This is a genomic window from Magnetococcus sp. PR-3, from assembly GCF_036689865.1.
Classification (GTDB): Bacteria; Pseudomonadota; Magnetococcia; order Magnetococcales; family Magnetococcaceae; genus Magnetococcus.
This window is the reverse complement of sequence record NZ_JBAHUQ010000022.1, coordinates 36,843-53,269: the sequence shown is the minus strand read 5'-3', so window position 1 is coordinate 53,269 and position 16,427 is coordinate 36,843. Positions and strand designations below refer to the sequence as shown.

General features: G+C 50.0%; 11 protein-coding genes. 8 read left to right on the top strand and 3 right to left on the bottom strand.

The annotated features are described in order from the left end of the window. Window positions 1–133: 133 nt before the first annotated feature. Window positions 134–1,843, bottom strand: coding sequence for a pyruvate kinase (gene pyk, locus V5T57_RS13355; RefSeq protein WP_332891729.1), 1,710 nt, complete (start codon window positions 1,841–1,843; stop codon window positions 134–136). 336 nt (window positions 1,844–2,179) lie between these two features. Between pyk and V5T57_RS13350 the strand changes: the two genes are divergently transcribed. Both V5T57_RS13350 and V5T57_RS13345 read left to right on the top strand, forming a co-directional pair. Beyond that, on the top strand, window positions 2,180–4,597 hold the full coding sequence (locus tag V5T57_RS13350; RefSeq protein ID WP_332891728.1) for a tetratricopeptide repeat protein: 2,418 nt from the start codon (window positions 2,180–2,182) through the stop codon (window positions 4,595–4,597). Then, a complete protein-coding gene (locus tag V5T57_RS13345; RefSeq protein WP_332891727.1) occupies window positions 4,597–7,221 on the top strand; it encodes a tetratricopeptide repeat protein in 2,625 nt (874 codons plus the stop codon). The genes V5T57_RS13350 and V5T57_RS13345 overlap by 1 nt, the downstream gene beginning before the upstream one ends. Window positions 7,222–7,275: 54 nt before the next feature. On the opposite strand, the gene gmd is transcribed toward V5T57_RS13345, so the two are convergent. Continuing rightward, the gene (gene gmd, locus V5T57_RS13340) at window positions 7,276–8,364 is read right to left on the bottom strand and encodes a GDP-mannose 4,6-dehydratase (RefSeq protein ID WP_332891726.1); all 1,089 of its coding nucleotides are present in this window, start codon (window positions 8,362–8,364) and stop codon (window positions 7,276–7,278) included. Window positions 8,365–8,710: 346 nt separating this feature from the next. Between gmd and cbiB the strand changes: the two genes are divergently transcribed. The 6 genes from cbiB to rfbF all read left to right on the top strand — a co-directional run bounded on the left by cbiB (window position 8,711) and on the right by rfbF (window position 14,390). Next, window positions 8,711–9,661 (top strand): adenosylcobinamide-phosphate synthase CbiB, encoded by a 951-nt coding sequence (gene cbiB / locus V5T57_RS13335; protein ID WP_332891725.1) that lies wholly within the window; start codon window positions 8,711–8,713, stop codon window positions 9,659–9,661. Between the two features lie 183 nt (window positions 9,662–9,844). Further along, the gene (locus V5T57_RS13330) at window positions 9,845–10,753 is read left to right on the top strand and encodes an NAD-dependent epimerase/dehydratase family protein (RefSeq protein ID WP_332891724.1); all 909 of its coding nucleotides are present in this window, start codon (window positions 9,845–9,847) and stop codon (window positions 10,751–10,753) included. Window positions 10,754–10,762: 9 nt separating this feature from the next. Continuing rightward, window positions 10,763–11,809, top strand: a complete 1,047-nt coding sequence (locus V5T57_RS13325) for an NAD-dependent epimerase/dehydratase family protein (protein ID WP_332891723.1) — start codon at window positions 10,763–10,765, stop codon at window positions 11,807–11,809. Beyond that, window positions 11,809–13,053 (top strand): methyltransferase domain-containing protein, encoded by a 1,245-nt coding sequence (locus V5T57_RS13320; protein ID WP_332891722.1) that lies wholly within the window; start codon window positions 11,809–11,811, stop codon window positions 13,051–13,053. Before V5T57_RS13325 ends, V5T57_RS13320 begins: the two co-directional genes overlap by 1 nt. Beyond that, window positions 13,043–13,582 carry a dTDP-4-dehydrorhamnose 3,5-epimerase gene (gene rfbC / locus V5T57_RS13315; RefSeq protein WP_332891721.1) on the top strand — a complete coding sequence of 180 codons (540 nt, stop codon included), beginning with the start codon at window positions 13,043–13,045 and terminating at the stop codon, window positions 13,580–13,582. Before V5T57_RS13320 ends, rfbC begins: the two co-directional genes overlap by 11 nt. Before the next feature lie 25 nt (window positions 13,583–13,607). After that, window positions 13,608–14,390 carry a glucose-1-phosphate cytidylyltransferase gene (gene rfbF, locus V5T57_RS13310; protein WP_332891720.1) on the top strand — a complete coding sequence of 261 codons (783 nt, stop codon included), beginning with the start codon at window positions 13,608–13,610 and terminating at the stop codon, window positions 14,388–14,390. Here the strand turns inward: rfbF and V5T57_RS13305 are convergent, their stop codons facing one another. Then, entirely contained in the window at window positions 14,391–16,391 is a 2,001-nt protein-coding gene (locus tag V5T57_RS13305) for a glycosyltransferase family protein (RefSeq protein ID WP_332891719.1), read from the bottom strand. It abuts the gene before it with no gap. Window positions 16,392–16,427 lie beyond the last annotated feature (36 nt).

The window sequence follows — 16,427 nt, the reverse complement described above, 5'->3', positions numbered from 1 at the left end:
GCTTTCCGATCATCATGCATGAAAGCCTCCTGCAGGTTTAGACACAAGAAAAGGCTGTATTACGCCAAAAAAAACGCGCCGAAGATACCATCCTTCAGCGCGTTTTCCAATCATGAAGCGTTCGTTCTCTCTGTTACAGTTCCTCATTTTCCACAAAGGTGTGCATATCTTTAGCATCAGAGATGGAGATGGCGTTGCCAGAACAGACACGTACACACTCCTGATCCAAGCTGCAGTGATCAACCTTATCACGGTTAATGCTCACACTCCGGGTATGGCTTACGGGGGCCTCCCAAATACCATAAGGGCATATATTGACACAGTTTCCACATGCCACGCACCTTGCAGCATCCAGCGTAATAATGCCTTTACCAGCCACAGACTCTTCCGTGATTTGCGCAACACCCTCTTCAAAATTACGGGTATCGTGAACAAGCTCTACACGGATGGAACTTGATGTACTGTGGTTAACCAGCTGGCCACCACCTCTTACCACAACAATCTTTTCCCCCACCTGTAGCATACTGTTTTCACGCATCCACTGCACCACCTCAACTTCAATATCTTCCCGCTCTTCAATGGTGTAGTTAAACAGTCGGGGTGTAATACCCCAATAGAGACTCATCCGACGCACGCCCCCCATGGTCCGGGCTGCCCCTAAGACAGGGATATCAGGGCGGAAGCGTGCCAAAGCCAGTGCCGAACTACCCGTCACCGTCATGGCAATGATCCATCGTGCCTCAACTTGCTCAGCAACCCGAGCAGCCGCCATCATCGATGCACTGTTAATACTGTGAGACTCCGCCTCAATCCGCGCACCCCGGGGGTTCCGTTCAGCCTCTTCAACAATCCGACCCATGGTATTGATGGCATTGACAGGATCACTACCCACCGAGGTCTCACCCGATAACATCACCGCATCGGTACCATCCCAAATGGCATTGGCTACATCAGAAGCCTCTGCGCGTGTTGGGGAGGGGTTTTGGATCATGGACTCCAGCATTTGTGTGGCTGTAATCACTGGCTTGCCTTTAACCCGGCATTTGTGAATGATCTGCCGTTGCACAGAGGGGACCCGGTGGTTACCAATTTCCACCGCCATATCTCCACGGGCAATCATAATACCGTCTACAACCTCAATAATTTCATCGATGTTACGGATCGCTTCTGGCCGTTCTATTTTGGCAATAATCGGCTTATAGATCTTGCGCCGATGGAGCATATATTTAACGTTTAAAATACACTTGGCACTGCGCACAAAGGACAAAGCGATATAGTCGACATCATGCTTAACACCAAAGAAGAGATCTTGTTGATCTTTGGTGGTTAAACTTGGTGCTGAAACGCTGGCATCTGGAAGGTTAATGCCTTTATTGGATTTCAGCAGACCGCCATGCTCGACATTAACGATCAAAGCCCCCTCTTCCGTACCCACAGCACGTGCTTGTAGGTAGCCATCATCAAACAACACCCGACAGCCTGGCACGGCATCCTTGGCCAAGCCTGCATAGGTACACGGAATAACACCATCATACTCAACGCTTGGTGGCTCGCTACCTTCGGGAATAATGGCCCACTGCTGCCCTTTTTCCAATTTCAGGGGTTCATCCAACTTACCCACACGAATTTTTGGACCTTGGAGGTCACATAGCAGAGCCACTTCACGACCTACAAGACGGGAGGCCTCCCGTACATTTTTGATCAATTGCAAATGGGCCTTGTGATCACCATGGCTCATATTTAAACGGGCCATATCCAGACCAGACTCAATCAAACGTGAGATCTGCTCTACCTCAGAACAGGCCGGGCCCAGGGTTGCTACAATTTTTGCGCGACGTGCCACAGTGACCGCCTCCCTTAATTCGCTTCATAATGATCGATCAGATACCTGATCTAGTTTAGCCAGCATGCCACCTTAACCGCCTTGTGTGAAAGAGATTTAGCAATCAAGTAACAATCCGTCTTCATGCCGCGTAAAAAAAAGCTCAAACAGCCTACACCTTAAGACTTTCACCAGGCGGCAGGTATTCATTTATCGGATACATAAACCACCTTATATCAGTTTTTTTTCAACAAACTCGCTTCATTCACGCTACGCACTTGTATGCACCCCTACCCGTCCCGTAAAGTACATGGTTGGGTATCTTTTAAGAGTTAATGATTTAAGGGTGGCGTCTCCATGCTGCATTTTGCGCGTCTGTTCTCCGTCTTGCTGTTATTGGGCCTTTTTTCCACAGCCCAAGCCGCTATAACGTTGGAACAGCTTTATGAAAAAGGCTATGCCTATCAAAAAGGCCGTGGGGTGGATAGAGACCCCCTTACTGCCCGAGACTATTATATGGATGCCGCTAAGCAAGGGCATTGGAAGTCTCAATATGCCCTTGGATGGATGTACTTAAAAGGGGATGGCATTACCCAAGACAGCGCCAAAGCCAAACAGTGGCTTAGCCTTGCCGCCAAACAGGGGGATGGTCGCGCCCAATATGCTTTGGGACAACTCCTTATTATGGCCCCAGAACCATTAGGGGATCGTACCAAGGGGCAAGCTTGGATAAGACGGGCTGCGAAAACGGGCCACGCCCAAGCCCAGTTCCGACTGGGTATGATGTATCTACAGGGTGATGGTGTCGATGTGGATAGTGCCCTAGCCTGGAAATGGCTCAGTAAAGCTGAGCAAAGTGGCATGCATAAAGCCACTAAACTGCTTAGCAACTTTAACCGTTTTACCATTGCTCGAGCCAAAGGCCAGCTTAAACGCAGAAATCAAACCAGCGTACCGGTTGAACAACAGATCAAGGCACCAACAGCCAACCCGGTCACAACCCCGCTACAAGAACAGAAAACCACACAGAACATCACCTATATGGTTACACCTGGCCCAGGTGGAGACAGCACCCGCAGTGTACGCTTAATATATGATGCGACCACGGGAGAGCCCCTGACCATCTATGCACGCCCCAAAGCCAGTGACCAAGGCCCCATCATTCCCTGGAACCGCCGTTTATCCCATCTACAACGTTCCTATGATACGGTCTTGGAAGATCCCGCAGCCGACCCCCGGCCAGCACAGAACATACGCCGTATTCACCAATCTCTTCTGTATAGCAATGATGAAAAAGCGACCATAGAAGCGGTTGAGCTGGCTATTTTAACCCTGGAAAGTGGGGGTGTTTTTGATCCAGGTTGGTTGGCAACACTGACCCCAGAAATGCGGCCAGATCTAGAACGGGTCGATATTGACCACGCGCTTCGTGAACTGACGGAGCTGGAAAGCCCAGCAGCCCATTATGTCTACGGCATGCGGCTTCTTGCACGGCATGAACAACAGCAGGCAATCTACCATCTTGAGCAGTCTGCTGAACTGGGTTTTGTGCATGCGCAACATGCACTTTTTGAATTTTACTCCAACCCAGCGCCCAATCAAGGGGATCCCCAACAAGCCCGTTACTGGGGAGAGCAATCAGCCAGTCTTGGTTTGGTTAAAACCCAAATTATGCTCGGCTTCTCCCTGTTAAGCGGCTCTCAACTGACACAAGATACTGAAGCTGGTTTACATTGGCTGCATCAAGCGACCAAGCCTTTCCAAAAAACAACGGTATGGAGCTGGACACTAAACCCAGCTGGGCATACGTTTTTAGAGTCAGAGCCTCTTTTAAAACAAACCATTAATTGGCTCCGCAAAAACCGCTATGGAAAAGTCAAAGCCGCCAATTTGCTTTTGGCACAGTTCATCAACCGTGCCTATACCAAAAACCTGGAAGATACCCTGTCTGAAATTGTAGATCAGGCTGCTGGTCAACCGGGCATCATAACCTCCCGCTTTACCTTTGTGCGCAAACTGGATGATTTTATCAATGCCGTCTGGCGTGCCCACCATGATGATCCTGTGGCAAAGAATGAGGCGATGCGCCTTTATAAACAGGTCACCACCTACGCTTTCCCTGAAGCCTTTCTTGCCGAGCTGCTCGATAATGCCATTAACGATGAGAGTGAAGCCCAGACCCGTTTGGCCTTTATGCACCTCATGGGATTAGGGGTTGAGCTCAACCGCCCCAAAGCCACCTATTGGTTTTATCGTTCCGCACGTCAGGGTCATACTGTGGAACACGCCACAGCTCAGGCTTACCTCTCCTTCCTGGCGCTACAGCAGACAAAAAATGAGGCTCAATGGTTTCGTGCCCTACAGTGGATGAACCGTGCCAAGGATTGGGACTATATCGCAGCGATACAGCACCTGGCCCGTTTTGGTTTTGGTAAGCAAGTGCGTGCCCTGAAGCTTCCAACCCCATCCCGCAAAGAGCTTTCAGGACCCTTTACCAACCGAACCCAAACCTTCCGCGCAGGACTTTTGCACCTTCCGCCCTTCAATCTTAATCAAGACCCTTTGAAGGGGGTTAATCTGATCCAACTGGCGGCTTCGGCCCAAGAGCCTGCTGCCCTCTTTTTTCTTGGGCAACTCCATCTTGAAGGTGCTCATGTTCCTCAGAATTTAGAAAAAGCCACAGAGTTACAACTTCAAGCCGTCGAGTTGGGTTACAGTGCTGCCCCAATTTCCTATACAGGCCTCTCCATTGAACTCTTAGGGAGTCCATTGTAATGCGGTTTTCTTTTCTAAAAAAACGCCCTCTTCCCCTGGTATTGGTTCTGTTATCTCTTTGGCTGCCCCCGTTGCCTCTGGAAGGCCAGGAGCTCTCTGCTAAAGATCTTTACCGTAAGGGTTATCACTATTTCTATGGGCGTGGTGGCGTTGAAAAAGATCGTATTAAAGCGTTTCAATACTATCAACACGCCGGTAACCTTGGCCATACAACCGCCCAGTATGCGACGGGTTGGATGTTAATGACCGGTCGTGGGGTCGCAAAAAACCATACAGAAGCTCTTGGTTGGCTTGAAAAAGCCGCCAGCGTAGGGGACAAAAAAGCGCAATATTTTATGGGGGTTTTACTGCTACAAGGTGAGGGGGTCACCCCTAATCCCCAACAGGCCATCCACTGGATAACCCAAGCGGCCCAACAGGACTACCCCGCAGCCCAGCGGCGACTTGGAAAAATGTACCAAGAGGGTACCCACCTACCTATGGATGAGCAAACAGGCCGCGCTTGGCTGAAGAAAGCCGCCAAGCAAGGGGATATGGCTGCCAAAAAACTGCTCCATAAAGTCAGGGTAGCCACCTACCAGCCCAAACCGTCACCCGCTCAAAAAACAGAAGCGGTTAAAGCCAAGGTTCAACAACCTACTCAGCCTGTTCAAGTTGAGAAACAGCCCCAAGTGGCACCCGTTCAACACGCGGATAAAGCGGCACCTGCTCAAGTTACTCAACAGAAAGCGCCTCCCGCTAAAACAGCTAAACCGAGCTTGAATTTTGCAGAGCAACGCTACTCTGGCTTACCGGTTAAGCCTGCAGTCACCGCAGCAGTTAAAGCGCCCACGCCCCTCTCTGAAGAGGTTGTACAAAAACCTGTGGAGATGCCAACTTCAAAGGCCGCGGCGATAAACCCGGCTGAACAGGTAAAGGCCTCACCAAAGGCCGTAACCCGCGCCCCCATAGAACAGAAGCGCCAAAGCCCCTTAACCGCTTTTAAGGCACCCCAAGCCCTCCCCCTCCAACCCCCTCTGTTGGAAAACATCTCTCCCAGCTGGCTCCAACGGCGTCAGATGCTGCGCTATAAATACCGCCAGTGGATACCTGAAGAGACCGAGTACCCGGCCTCCTTCCACTACTTTTTGGCCGCAAAACAGTTTTTGGCCAGGGCCAACCAGCAAGCCGCACTATTGAACGATGCCGTTGCACTGACCCTACTCTATACCGAACAGGGCGGGCACCAGCCGGCAGACTGGCTCTTCACCCTGCCCCCCAGATTATTCAATGCCGAAAAAACAGAGCAGGTTTTGAATGAGCTGCAGATGCGCGCAGAAGAGGGTAGCCCAGCAGCCAACTACTTTTTAGGTATGCGCAAACTTCATCATGAAGGGGATTTAACACAAGGGGTTACCCGTATTAAGCAGAGTGCGGAAAGTGGTTTTCCGCTGGCACAACACCGTATGTTCTTATTGCATTTACAAGGACCTGACCAGTTCCGTGATATGGAAAAAGCGACCAAATGGGGCGAACAGGCATCTGCCCGCAACCTGTTGGTTACCCAAGCCCGGTTGGGCTTGGAACAGTTAACAGGCAACTGGTTACCCAAAGATATTCCCGCCGGACTTCAGCAGTTAATGCGGGTTGCTCAACATGAAGACCAACGGGCCATCCAAGCACTTAAACAGGCCTTAACCCAGAAAAATTTTGATCATCCTGATGCACCAGCATTGTTACGTAACACGCTGCAATGGTTACGCAGTTACCCCCAACATCAAGGCCGTCAGTCCGACTTGGTAATGCAACTGTTTCTGCAAGGTCAACCTCCTATGACGTTGACCCAACGCATGACACAAGCGATGCAATCAAGCGGGGAGGATCGGACAACACCCAACATTCGGGTCAGTGATGCCTTTTTTGAGGGGGTCAGTGATGTTCTGGACCTTCTGTGGCGTCGCCACTATGGAGATCAGCAGGCTCAACACCCTTTGCTGACGAAACTGGCGTCCCTAAAAAACACCATTCTTCCGCCCGAGCAACATCAAACCCTGCAAGAGGCAGCGCACAACAACATCGCCCTTGCCCAGCAGCGGTTAGCTTATCTCTACTTAACAGGGTTAGGGGTCAACCAAGATCTATTGAAGGCCAGATATTGGCTCTTTCGCCATGCCCGCAGCGGCCAGGAACGTGAGCACGCACGTAGCCAAGGACTGTTAGCTCTATTACTGGATGCTCACCATGGCCTACGCACCCCCTTGGCAACAGCTTGGATGACCCGTGCCCAGAAATGGAATTTTTTGGCGCTGCTGGACGCTGTTGTCATGCACCAACCAGAAGGGTCTTCTTTCTCTCCTCAAGAAGAGGGAGAGGTGTCCGACCAAACCTTCCTCATGGGGATTAAAACACTCTATAACCTGAAAAAAGGCCAAGAACCCAAACAGGCCATTCAGTTGATTCATCAAGCGGCTCAACACGGGTATGGCCCAGCACAATACACCATGGGCTTACTCTATTTGGACGGTTTGGGGGTTAAACGCTCACCTGCCAAGGCCACCATTTGGCATCAAAAAGCGCTGGCTCAGGGTTATATCAAAACCCCTCTCAATTTGGCGGCATACTTCCGCCAACTGCAAACCCATTAAAAAAAAGGGCTCCCAAAGAGGAGCCCTTTTTTATGCATAACCTAATTGAATCACCTATTCAAAGTCAGGATAGACCTCATACCCGCCCTCTTGAACCAACAGGTCACGTTTGGCCAGTTTAAGATCCTCTTCGACCATCTCTTCGACCAACTCTTGGAAGGTGATCCGAGGCTTCCACCCCAGCTCATTTTTCGCCCGTGTGGGATCACCCAGCAGAGTTTCGACCTCTGTTGGACGGAAGTAACGTGGATCAACCCGTACAATGGTTTGACCACTGACTTCATCAATCCCCACTTCATCAATCCCCTCACCTTCCCAGCGAATCGACATATCCAACTCTTTACCAACCGCCTCAACAAAAGCCCGTACAGAGTACTGTTCCCCCGTCGCGATCACATAATCTTCTGGCTTTTCCTGCTGCAGCATCAGCCATTGCATCTCTACATAATCTTTGGCATGGCCCCAGTCACGCTTGGCATTCATATTACCCAGGTAGAGGCAGTCCTGCATTTTCAGCTTAATACGGCTCATGGCCCGGGTGATCTTGCGGGTTACGAACGTCCCACCACGCTTGGGGGATTCATGATTAAACAGAATACCGTTGCACCCATAAATACCATAAGCTTCCCGGTAGTTAATGGTAATCCAGTAGGCATACAGTTTAGCCACAGCATAAGGTGAGCGGGGATAAAAAGGCGTGCTCTCTTTTTGTGGGATCTCTTGCACCTTACCAAACAGCTCTGAAGTAGAGGCTTGATAAAAGCGGGTCTTCTTTTCCAACCCCAACACACGGATCGCTTCTAGAATACGCAACGTACCCAGGGCATCCACGTTGGCCGTATATTCAGGGGTGTCAAACGAAACCGCCACATGGCTCTGTGCTGCCAAGTTGTAGATCTCGTCTGGCTGCACGGATTGGATAATACGAATAAGGTTTGTGGAGTCTGACAAGTCCCCATAATGCAGGACAAAATCCCGTGTTTCTACATGGGGATCCTGATAGATGTGATCAACCCGTTCGGTATTATACAGAGAAGAGCGGCGTTTGATCCCATGCACTTCATACCCTTTTTGCAAGAGAAATTCAGCCAGATAGGCCCCATCCTGCCCAGTTACTCCGGTGATTAACGCACGTTTTTTCAAAACTGAATACTCCTACCTGCATGCTTTTCCAAGCACTTTAAATGGATCACAAATGTATGCTTAGCCGATGATGACCATACCGCTAGAAAAGATCAATGGCTGGTCTGTGCTTTGGCGCGCTTCCTTTTTTAAACATCAAGCGGGCTTTTCTCACCTCTACCCCCGTGGTGACACCATACTTAGGTTTATAGACCAATCTATTTCGTATAGAAATAACAGTCTGATCACCCGATAGCGTTGGTGGTCTGAGTGATGAAAATGTGCAACAATAATACCAACCAAACCGTCACAACCCGCACAACCAACACCATTTTGGCTTTCTGACCACACCACCGGTGAGCACATTTTGGATATTCTCTGTATAGCAATCGCACTGCTGTTGGATAAAGGACTGCAAGAACCACCTCGGTTTCATCCGTTAGTGGGTTTTGGTCATTTGGCCCAACACCTTGAGCAGGCCTTAAACAAGAACAATAAAAGATGGCTTAAAGGCACCCTTGCCACCCTTTTATTAATCCTACCCCTGCCTCTATTCTTTACGGCCCTGCCGAGCATGCCGGCCTGGGCCACTTTGCTCTATACAGCCCCCCTACTCTATTTAACCATTGGCTACCAAAGCCTTAAAGATCACGCCAATGCCATTAAAAACCCGTTAACAGCTGGAGATTTACCTGCAGCCCGACATGCTGTGGGTCGTATTGTGAGCCGACAAACTGAGAAGATGGATGAACCTCAAGTGGCCAGAGCCACCATTGAATCCATTTTCGAAAATGGTAATGATGCCCTGTTTGCGACACTGTTTTGGTTCAGCATCTTAGGGTTGCCTGGTGCACTACTGTTCCGGTTGGTCAACACGTTAGATGCCATGTGGGGGTACCGAACGGTACGTTATGAATGGTTTGGTAAAACCGCCGCTCGGCTGGATGATTTCATGGGCTATGTACCAGCCCGGCTCACAGCACTCTGTTATATGCTGGCTGGCCATACGCGACCAGCTTGGCAGGCCATAACAACCCAAGCCAAGCATTGGAATGGTGTAAACCCAGGTGTTGTTATGGCGGCAGGTGCAGGTGCCATCGGCGTAATCTTAGGCGGTACAGCACAGTACCATGGCCATACCAAAGAGCGACCACAGTTGGGTTTTGGGCAATCCGCCAGCGGCAAGGCCATTGATGAAGCACAACATCTTGTTCAAAAAGCACTCTGGATTTGGTTAACCTTTTCCGTACTGTTGGATCTACTGTTCTCTAATGTTGGAAGCAACCCCTACATGTTTTTCTTATTCTACGAGGGGTGAGAAGCAATTTACCTAGAATGAGTCGTTGTGTTAACATGCGCTTGAAATGAATTTCACCCTTTTTATGGCACGCTTAGAGCCGATTATGCATAGAACTGAAGTAGACCTTGCAAGCATGGGCTCTTTCAACGCTGTAGACAGTTATTGGTCTCCATTAAGCGAACCCACTGGATCGTGGCACGCATGAAGCTTCTTTTAACAGGTGCAGGTGGCTTTATTGGCTCAAAGTTGGCCATTTACTTGGCTCAGCAAGGGTTTGATGTTCATGCTATTAGCCGTCGCCCTCTTCATTTTTCTGCGGCCATTACATGGCACCAACAAGATCTCAGCACACCCATCAAGCTTCAGAACGTCCCAAAATTTGATGCCATCATTCATACGGCAGCGCGCTCACCTGCCCCCAGCGTGAACGATGATGATTTTCAACGGGATAATGTTGTTGCCACTGAGAACTTACGCCAATACGCGCTGGAAAATGGGGTCGCGCACTTTATTTTCCTCTCATCTGTCTCGGTCTATGGACATATCAGCCAACCCCGTGTTGATGCACAAACACCGATACAGGATGCCTCACCCTACGGTCGATCCAAACGCCAAGGGGAGGTTCTTCTTGAGCAGTGCCAGGATCACATGCACAGCTCTATCCTGCGGTTACCCGGTGTCTTAGGCCCCCAAGCGGTCACCCCCTGGCTCTGCAATGTTTATGGGCGTGTCCTGCAGAACATGACCATTCCGATCCATAACGCCGATGCAGCCTTTAATAACACGGTACATCTGGACGCTCTCAGTGAACTTATTCGGCAGCTGCTGCTTGACCCCACCCACGGGGTTGAAATTCTCCCCTTTGCCGCCAGTGAGCCATGTTCCATACGCGAAACTGTACAATTTTTAATTGATCAAACCGGCAGTCATGCCACCATAACCGTTGGTCCTTCCAATAGCCAACCGTTCACCATTGATCCTGAAGTAACCATTCAAAGAAGCGGTGTCCAGCCACTGACTGTACGAGAAACCCTCTCTCGCTATTTGGCCAACCCAGGAGAAGGGGATTGGCAGCAGGCGATCCACGCGTTTCATAAACATGGCTGTTAGGAGTTTGCTGTGCGTTTTCTGATCACAGGCAACATGGGTTACATCGGCCCTGTTCTTATCTCGCACCTCCGTCAAGCTTACCCCGGTGCCCAATTGATTGGGCTGGATCGAGGGTACTTTGCGCATGCTCTGACCACCCCTTTTGCCCTACCGGAGATTCAACTGGACCAGCAGTGGTATGGGGATGTTCGTAACTGCAGCCACACCATGTTCCAAGGTATTGACGGGGTTATTCATCTCGCCGCAATCTCTAACGACCCTATGGGCAAGGCCTTTGAGCAGGTCACGGATCTTATTAACCGTGCAGGCACCCTGCGTATTGCCCGTTTGGCACGGGAGGCCGGGGTTAAACACTTTGTCTTTGCTTCCAGCTGCAGCATGTATGGCGCTTCGGATCAGGATCTCCGGGATGAAACATCATCACTGGACCCCTTAACCGCCTATGCTCGTTCCAAAGTCGCTTCTGAACAAGATTTACAAACCCTGGCCAGTGATGACTTTTGTGTCACCGCCCTGCGCTTTGGAACCGCTTGTGGCTGGAGTGATCGTTTGCGTCTGGACCTGGTGCTAAATGATTTTGTGGCAACCGCACACACCACAGGACGTATTGAGATCCTCAGCGATGGCACACCATGGCGCCCCTTGATACATGTAGAAGATATGTCCAGAGCCATGGCCTGGGCCTTACAACGTGAAACTGAGATGGGGCCCTTTGTGGCGGTCAATGTTGGTCGAGACGATTGGAACCACCAGGTCAAAGATTTGGCCAAAGCCGTTGCAGATGTGCTCCCTGGGACCGATGTAGAGATCAACACCCAAGCCGCGCCGGATAAACGCTCCTACCGAGTAAGTTTTGCCAAATATCGGCAACTGGCCCCCGATCATCAGCCCCAGGTCCATCTTGAACAGGCCATTGAGGGCTTAAAAGCGGGGTTGGATCAGATGAGTTTTGATCAGAAAAACTTCCGTGACGGCCCTTTTATGCGTTTGAACATGTTGAGAAACCATCAACAAACAGGCCGTTTGGATGCCCAACTTAACTGGAGCGAGCGCTAATGCTTCGCCAGCAGTGCCGGGTTTGTGGGGCCGATCTCAACCATACTATGATCGATCTGGGCAACATGCCCCCTGCCAATGACCTCTTGGAGAAGGTTGATCAAGCCGAACAGGACTATCCCCTTAAAGTTATGGTGTGCCAACACTGCCTGATGGCACAGTCCGTTTATGAGCCACCAGCAGACAGCCTGTTTCGGAATGATTATGTCTATTTTTCATCTTATTCGGATAGCTGGGTGGCCCACGCCAAAACCTATGCAGAGCAGATCATTGCGCAACAAGGGTTAACCCCTGATCACCAAGTTGTTGAAGTGGCCAGTAACGATGGCTACCTGCTCCGTCACTTTAAAGAGGCTGGGATCAAGGTATTAGGTGTTGAACCATGCGATAGCGTGGCGAACGCGGCCGAAGAGCTGGGGATACCCTGCCGCCGGGATTTTTTTGGGTTATCTCTGGCCCAGACGTTACAACAGGCGGGCTACGGTGCAGATCTGTTGGTAGGGAACAATGTTCTAGCCCATGTGCCCGATATCAACGACTTTGTTTCAGGCTTGGCACACCTGCTTAATCCAGATGGCCTGTTGACCATGGAGTTTCCCCACCTCCTGAACCTTATGCAGCAGGTACAGTTTGATACCATCTATCATGAACACTACGCCTACCTCTCATTAGCTGCCGTCGAGTATCTTTTTGCCACACATGGTTTGACCCTATTTCATGTAGAAGAGCTCTCCACACACGGTGGATCTTTACGTGTGTTTGCCAAAAAACGTCAAACCCGTATCAAACCAGAACCGTCGGTTCACAAACTGTTGAGCAAAGAGCGCCAAGCTGGCCTGTTTGATCCAGAGTGGTATGCCACCTTGGGAGAAAAAGCCACCCAAGCCAAAGAGAGTCTAATCCGTTTTTTGGCGATGGCGCATGCCCAAGGTAAAAGTGTGGTTGGCTATGGTGCTGCGGCCAAAGGCAACACACTGCTTAACTACTGCGGCATATACGGAGTACACCTCTCCTACGTGGTAGACCGCAACCCCCACAAACAGAACCGCTGGCTACCCGGATCACGTATTCCCGTAAAAGATCCGGAAGAAATACGCCGTACCAAGCCCGACTATCTACTTATTCTGCCATGGAATTTAAAAGATGAGATCATGCAGCAGATGAGATATATCGAGGAATGGGGAGGCGAATTTGTTATCCCCATCCCCCACACACAGGTGGTTTCACCTAACCATGAACTTTGAACCGTTAGCCCTAGAGGGGGCGTATCGCATCCCCCTTAAACGCCTGGAAGATTCACGGGGTTACTTTGCCCGCAGTTACTGTGAGGCACACTTTAAAGAAGCTGGGCTTAACACCCACTGGCCCCAAAGCAACCTCTCCTTGAATCACCACCGTGGCACCCTAAGGGGCATGCACTTTCAACACCCCCCCCATGGGGAGATCAAACTGGTCAGCTGCCTACAAGGGAGCCTGTTTGATGTACTGGTTGATTTACGCCCAAATGCCCCCAGTTATGGACAGTGGCTCGGTATAACCCTGGAAGCCAGCAACCCCTGCACGCTCTACATACCAAATGGCGTTGCCCATGGCTTTCAGACCCTGGAGGATGATACCTTGGTGCACTATCAGATGGGCAGTAACTATCATCCCCAGGCTCAAGCTGGTTTTTTGTGGAATGATCCCAAAGTGGGCATTCAATGGCCTCACCCTGACATCGCCATTCTCTCCGCCAAGGATGCTGAATTGCCTATGTTGGCCCAGGCCCTGTGACCATAAATTAGATAGGTAAGACGCCATGCAGTTGGTGATTCTATGCGGTGGTCTGGGTACCAGACTACGAGAAGAGACTGAATTTCGCCCCAAGCCCATGGTCCCCATTGGGGGGCGGCCGATCCTGTGGCATATCATGAAATATTATGCGCATTTTGGCATTAAGCATTTCATCTTAGCGCTGGGCTACAAAGGGGATATCATCAAAGATTATTTTCTCCATTATGACTTGATGAACAGCAATGTGACCGTTGCGTTGGGCAAACCAGGCCACTACCACGTGCATGACCAACATCATGATGAACGGGACTGGACGGTAACACTGGTGCATACGGGAGATAGCGCACGCAAGGGTGCCCGTTTAAAACGGGTGGAGCGCTTTGTAGAAGGGGATCAATTTATGGTGACCTATGGTGACGGTCTCTCCAATGTGGATCTGCATGCGCTTCAAAAATTTCATAACAGCCATGGCAAAATGGCTACAGTAACTGGCGTTAACCCCATAGCCCGCTTTGGGAAATTAGAGATCGAACCTGATAATCGAGTCTCTGCCTTCTTTGAAAAACCACAAGGTGAAGGGGATTTGGTCAATGGTGGTTTTTTTGTCTTCAACCGTGATTTTTTTAAGCATCTGCAGGATGAAGAAAACTGTGACCTGGAATATGGCCCTCTAGAAGCGTTGGCAAGCCAAGAAGAGCTCATGGTACACCGTCATCACGGCTTCTGGGCATGCATGGACACCCTCCGTGACAACGATTATCTAAATGGCTTGTGGGACCGTAATGAAGCCCCATGGCGCTGTTGGTAATTACCGGTTCTCATACCGCTGGCGAATCATCCGCTCCACCCGCTTAGCCATTTCACTGTAGCGGGCAGAGTCAGCAACTTTTGTTGGTTCAACCGTGGGCACCTGCCCAAACAGCTGGGCCATTTGCGCTTCGGTTTGGTAGAACAGGCAACCCTGCTCTTGCTCTGGACGCTCTGCAACCGACCCTGCATCATATACAATAGGAATGGCCCCACAGGCCGAGAGCTCAGCCAAACGCTGTGAGCGTATGGCACCATTTAATGCAGACAAGGCATAGCGAGCCTCATTGTAGACCTCAGCCAGTGCCTCTCCATGAGGTAACTCCCCTTTAAAGAAAGGGGCAACTTCCGGGTGCATATCCCAATCCCGCCCATAGACTTCCACCTCATACCCGGCAGCCTGAGCATGCTGGCAAAACCAAGCCACACTCATATCCCGTACGACATAGTTGGGGATTTTATTTAGAGCGGCCAATAGATCTAGATTATCGCGTTCCTTATAGCTCATACAGAAATCATGATCCAACGGCAAACCTGCCTTAAACCTCTCTACACAGGCTTCAATCATGGGCGTATATTCAGGTTCATCAACCACCGACCTGGCATAAGATGATCCGATAAATATGGCCTTTTTACGTGTTTCCAGCGGCTTCTCACAGTAGAACGCGCTTTCATCAAAGCAAAAATCTTGGCGCTGTATATTAGGCGCTTGAAGCTTCTCTAGTAGCCCATCCATCTGAGGATAAGGGGAGAGATTAATATCATTCTCCCGCCACTCAACTTGTTCATTGTTATCAAAAATGGGCATACGATCCTGCCACCAAATGATATTGACACTATCATCATGCATATGGCTACTTTGGAGCTGGTTAATATAGATGGAAGCGTGCGGGTTAAATTCTTGATATATTGGAACATATGGCGGATAACAAATGGAGTGAACATCATAAGCATCTTGCTCATGATACAGTTGCACAACATGCCCGAGATCCTGAAGCGCCTTAGCCAGATTTTTTGAACTGTACTGCATCACCTCGGTATAAATTGATGTGCGCATAAAAATACGCAACGGCTGGTTGGCATCATAGGCTGGCACCTGCTCTTTGGCGTATTGACAAAGCGCGGTAAGGATCTGTTTACGTGCAACATACCCGCTGGTAATAAAATGCCCAATATTAAGGGCTTGCAACAACTGCCCACGGTCACTGTAGTCAAACCAAACATGATCAGGTTGTGCTACCCGCCCATTTTGATAGAAGTCCACATTCTCTGTAATCTCTTTAGAGAGCAAGATCAAATTGGGGGGATCATCCGGCTGAGGTTGGCCATAGGCATAGCAGATTCTAGGCATACTGGCTGAGCGGCTAAGCTCCACCATTTCATGCTTTTCTGCCGCATCTCTTGCAGCCTGCTCCGTCAGAAAAAACCGCCCGGAAAAGCGGGATAAGTCAATCGTCTGACCCGTTAGCTGGCCATACGTTTGATGACACGCCCGCATCATAACCTTATAATTTAAGCGCTCAAAGATAAGCCCCATAAGGCCAACCACTTTGACATAGAGCGCCTCTTCAACCTCTTCAACCAATGATGATAAAAGCTTAAGTGCCAGATTTTCCTGCTGCATATTGGAAAGCACCAAAGCCGTTTGATAGCGCGTATATACGCTATCTTCCCCCAATGAACGCAAATGGCTTAGGGCTTTTAGGGCCTGTGGATAGGCTTTTTGGTTGATCGAAGACTCGGTGTAATCCTGCCAAGCCTGTACATTATTGGGCTCCAGCTTGACCAAGGAGTCAAAAAATACGGTGGCGCGATCCCACATAGCTAAAGCTGCAGCACTTTTCCCAACGACCTCTAAAACATTCGGAATATGCCCATAATCTTGATAGAGCTGTTCCATAAGTACCCGAGCTTCATCCAGCCTAGCAGCCTGAACATGCATGGAAAGCTGAGTGAGCAGTTCCATAAGCTGTTGTTTGACCCCTTCGGATACACCGGACATGATAACCTCTAATGGTTTGAGCTAAGAAAATTCCAC

Excerpts from the sequence above, each read along its gene's own strand:
- V5T57_RS13350 (WP_332891728.1), top strand. The coding sequence starts at position 2,180 with ATGCTGCATTTTGCGCGTCTGTTCTCCGTCTTGCTGTTATTGGGCCTT.
- V5T57_RS13345 (WP_332891727.1), top strand. The coding sequence starts at position 4,597 with ATGCGGTTTTCTTTTCTAAAAAAACGCCCTCTTCCCCTGGTATTGGTT.
- V5T57_RS13330 (WP_332891724.1), top strand. The coding sequence starts at position 9,845 with ATGAAGCTTCTTTTAACAGGTGCAGGTGGCTTTATTGGCTCAAAGTTG.
- V5T57_RS13320 (WP_332891722.1), top strand. The coding sequence starts at position 11,809 with ATGCTTCGCCAGCAGTGCCGGGTTTGTGGGGCCGATCTCAACCATACT.
- rfbC (WP_332891721.1), top strand. The coding sequence starts at position 13,043 with ATGAACTTTGAACCGTTAGCCCTAGAGGGGGCGTATCGCATCCCCCTT.
- rfbF (WP_332891720.1), top strand. The coding sequence starts at position 13,608 with ATGCAGTTGGTGATTCTATGCGGTGGTCTGGGTACCAGACTACGAGAA.
- V5T57_RS13305 (WP_332891719.1), bottom strand. The coding sequence starts at position 16,391 with ATGTCCGGTGTATCCGAAGGGGTCAAACAACAGCTTATGGAACTGCTC.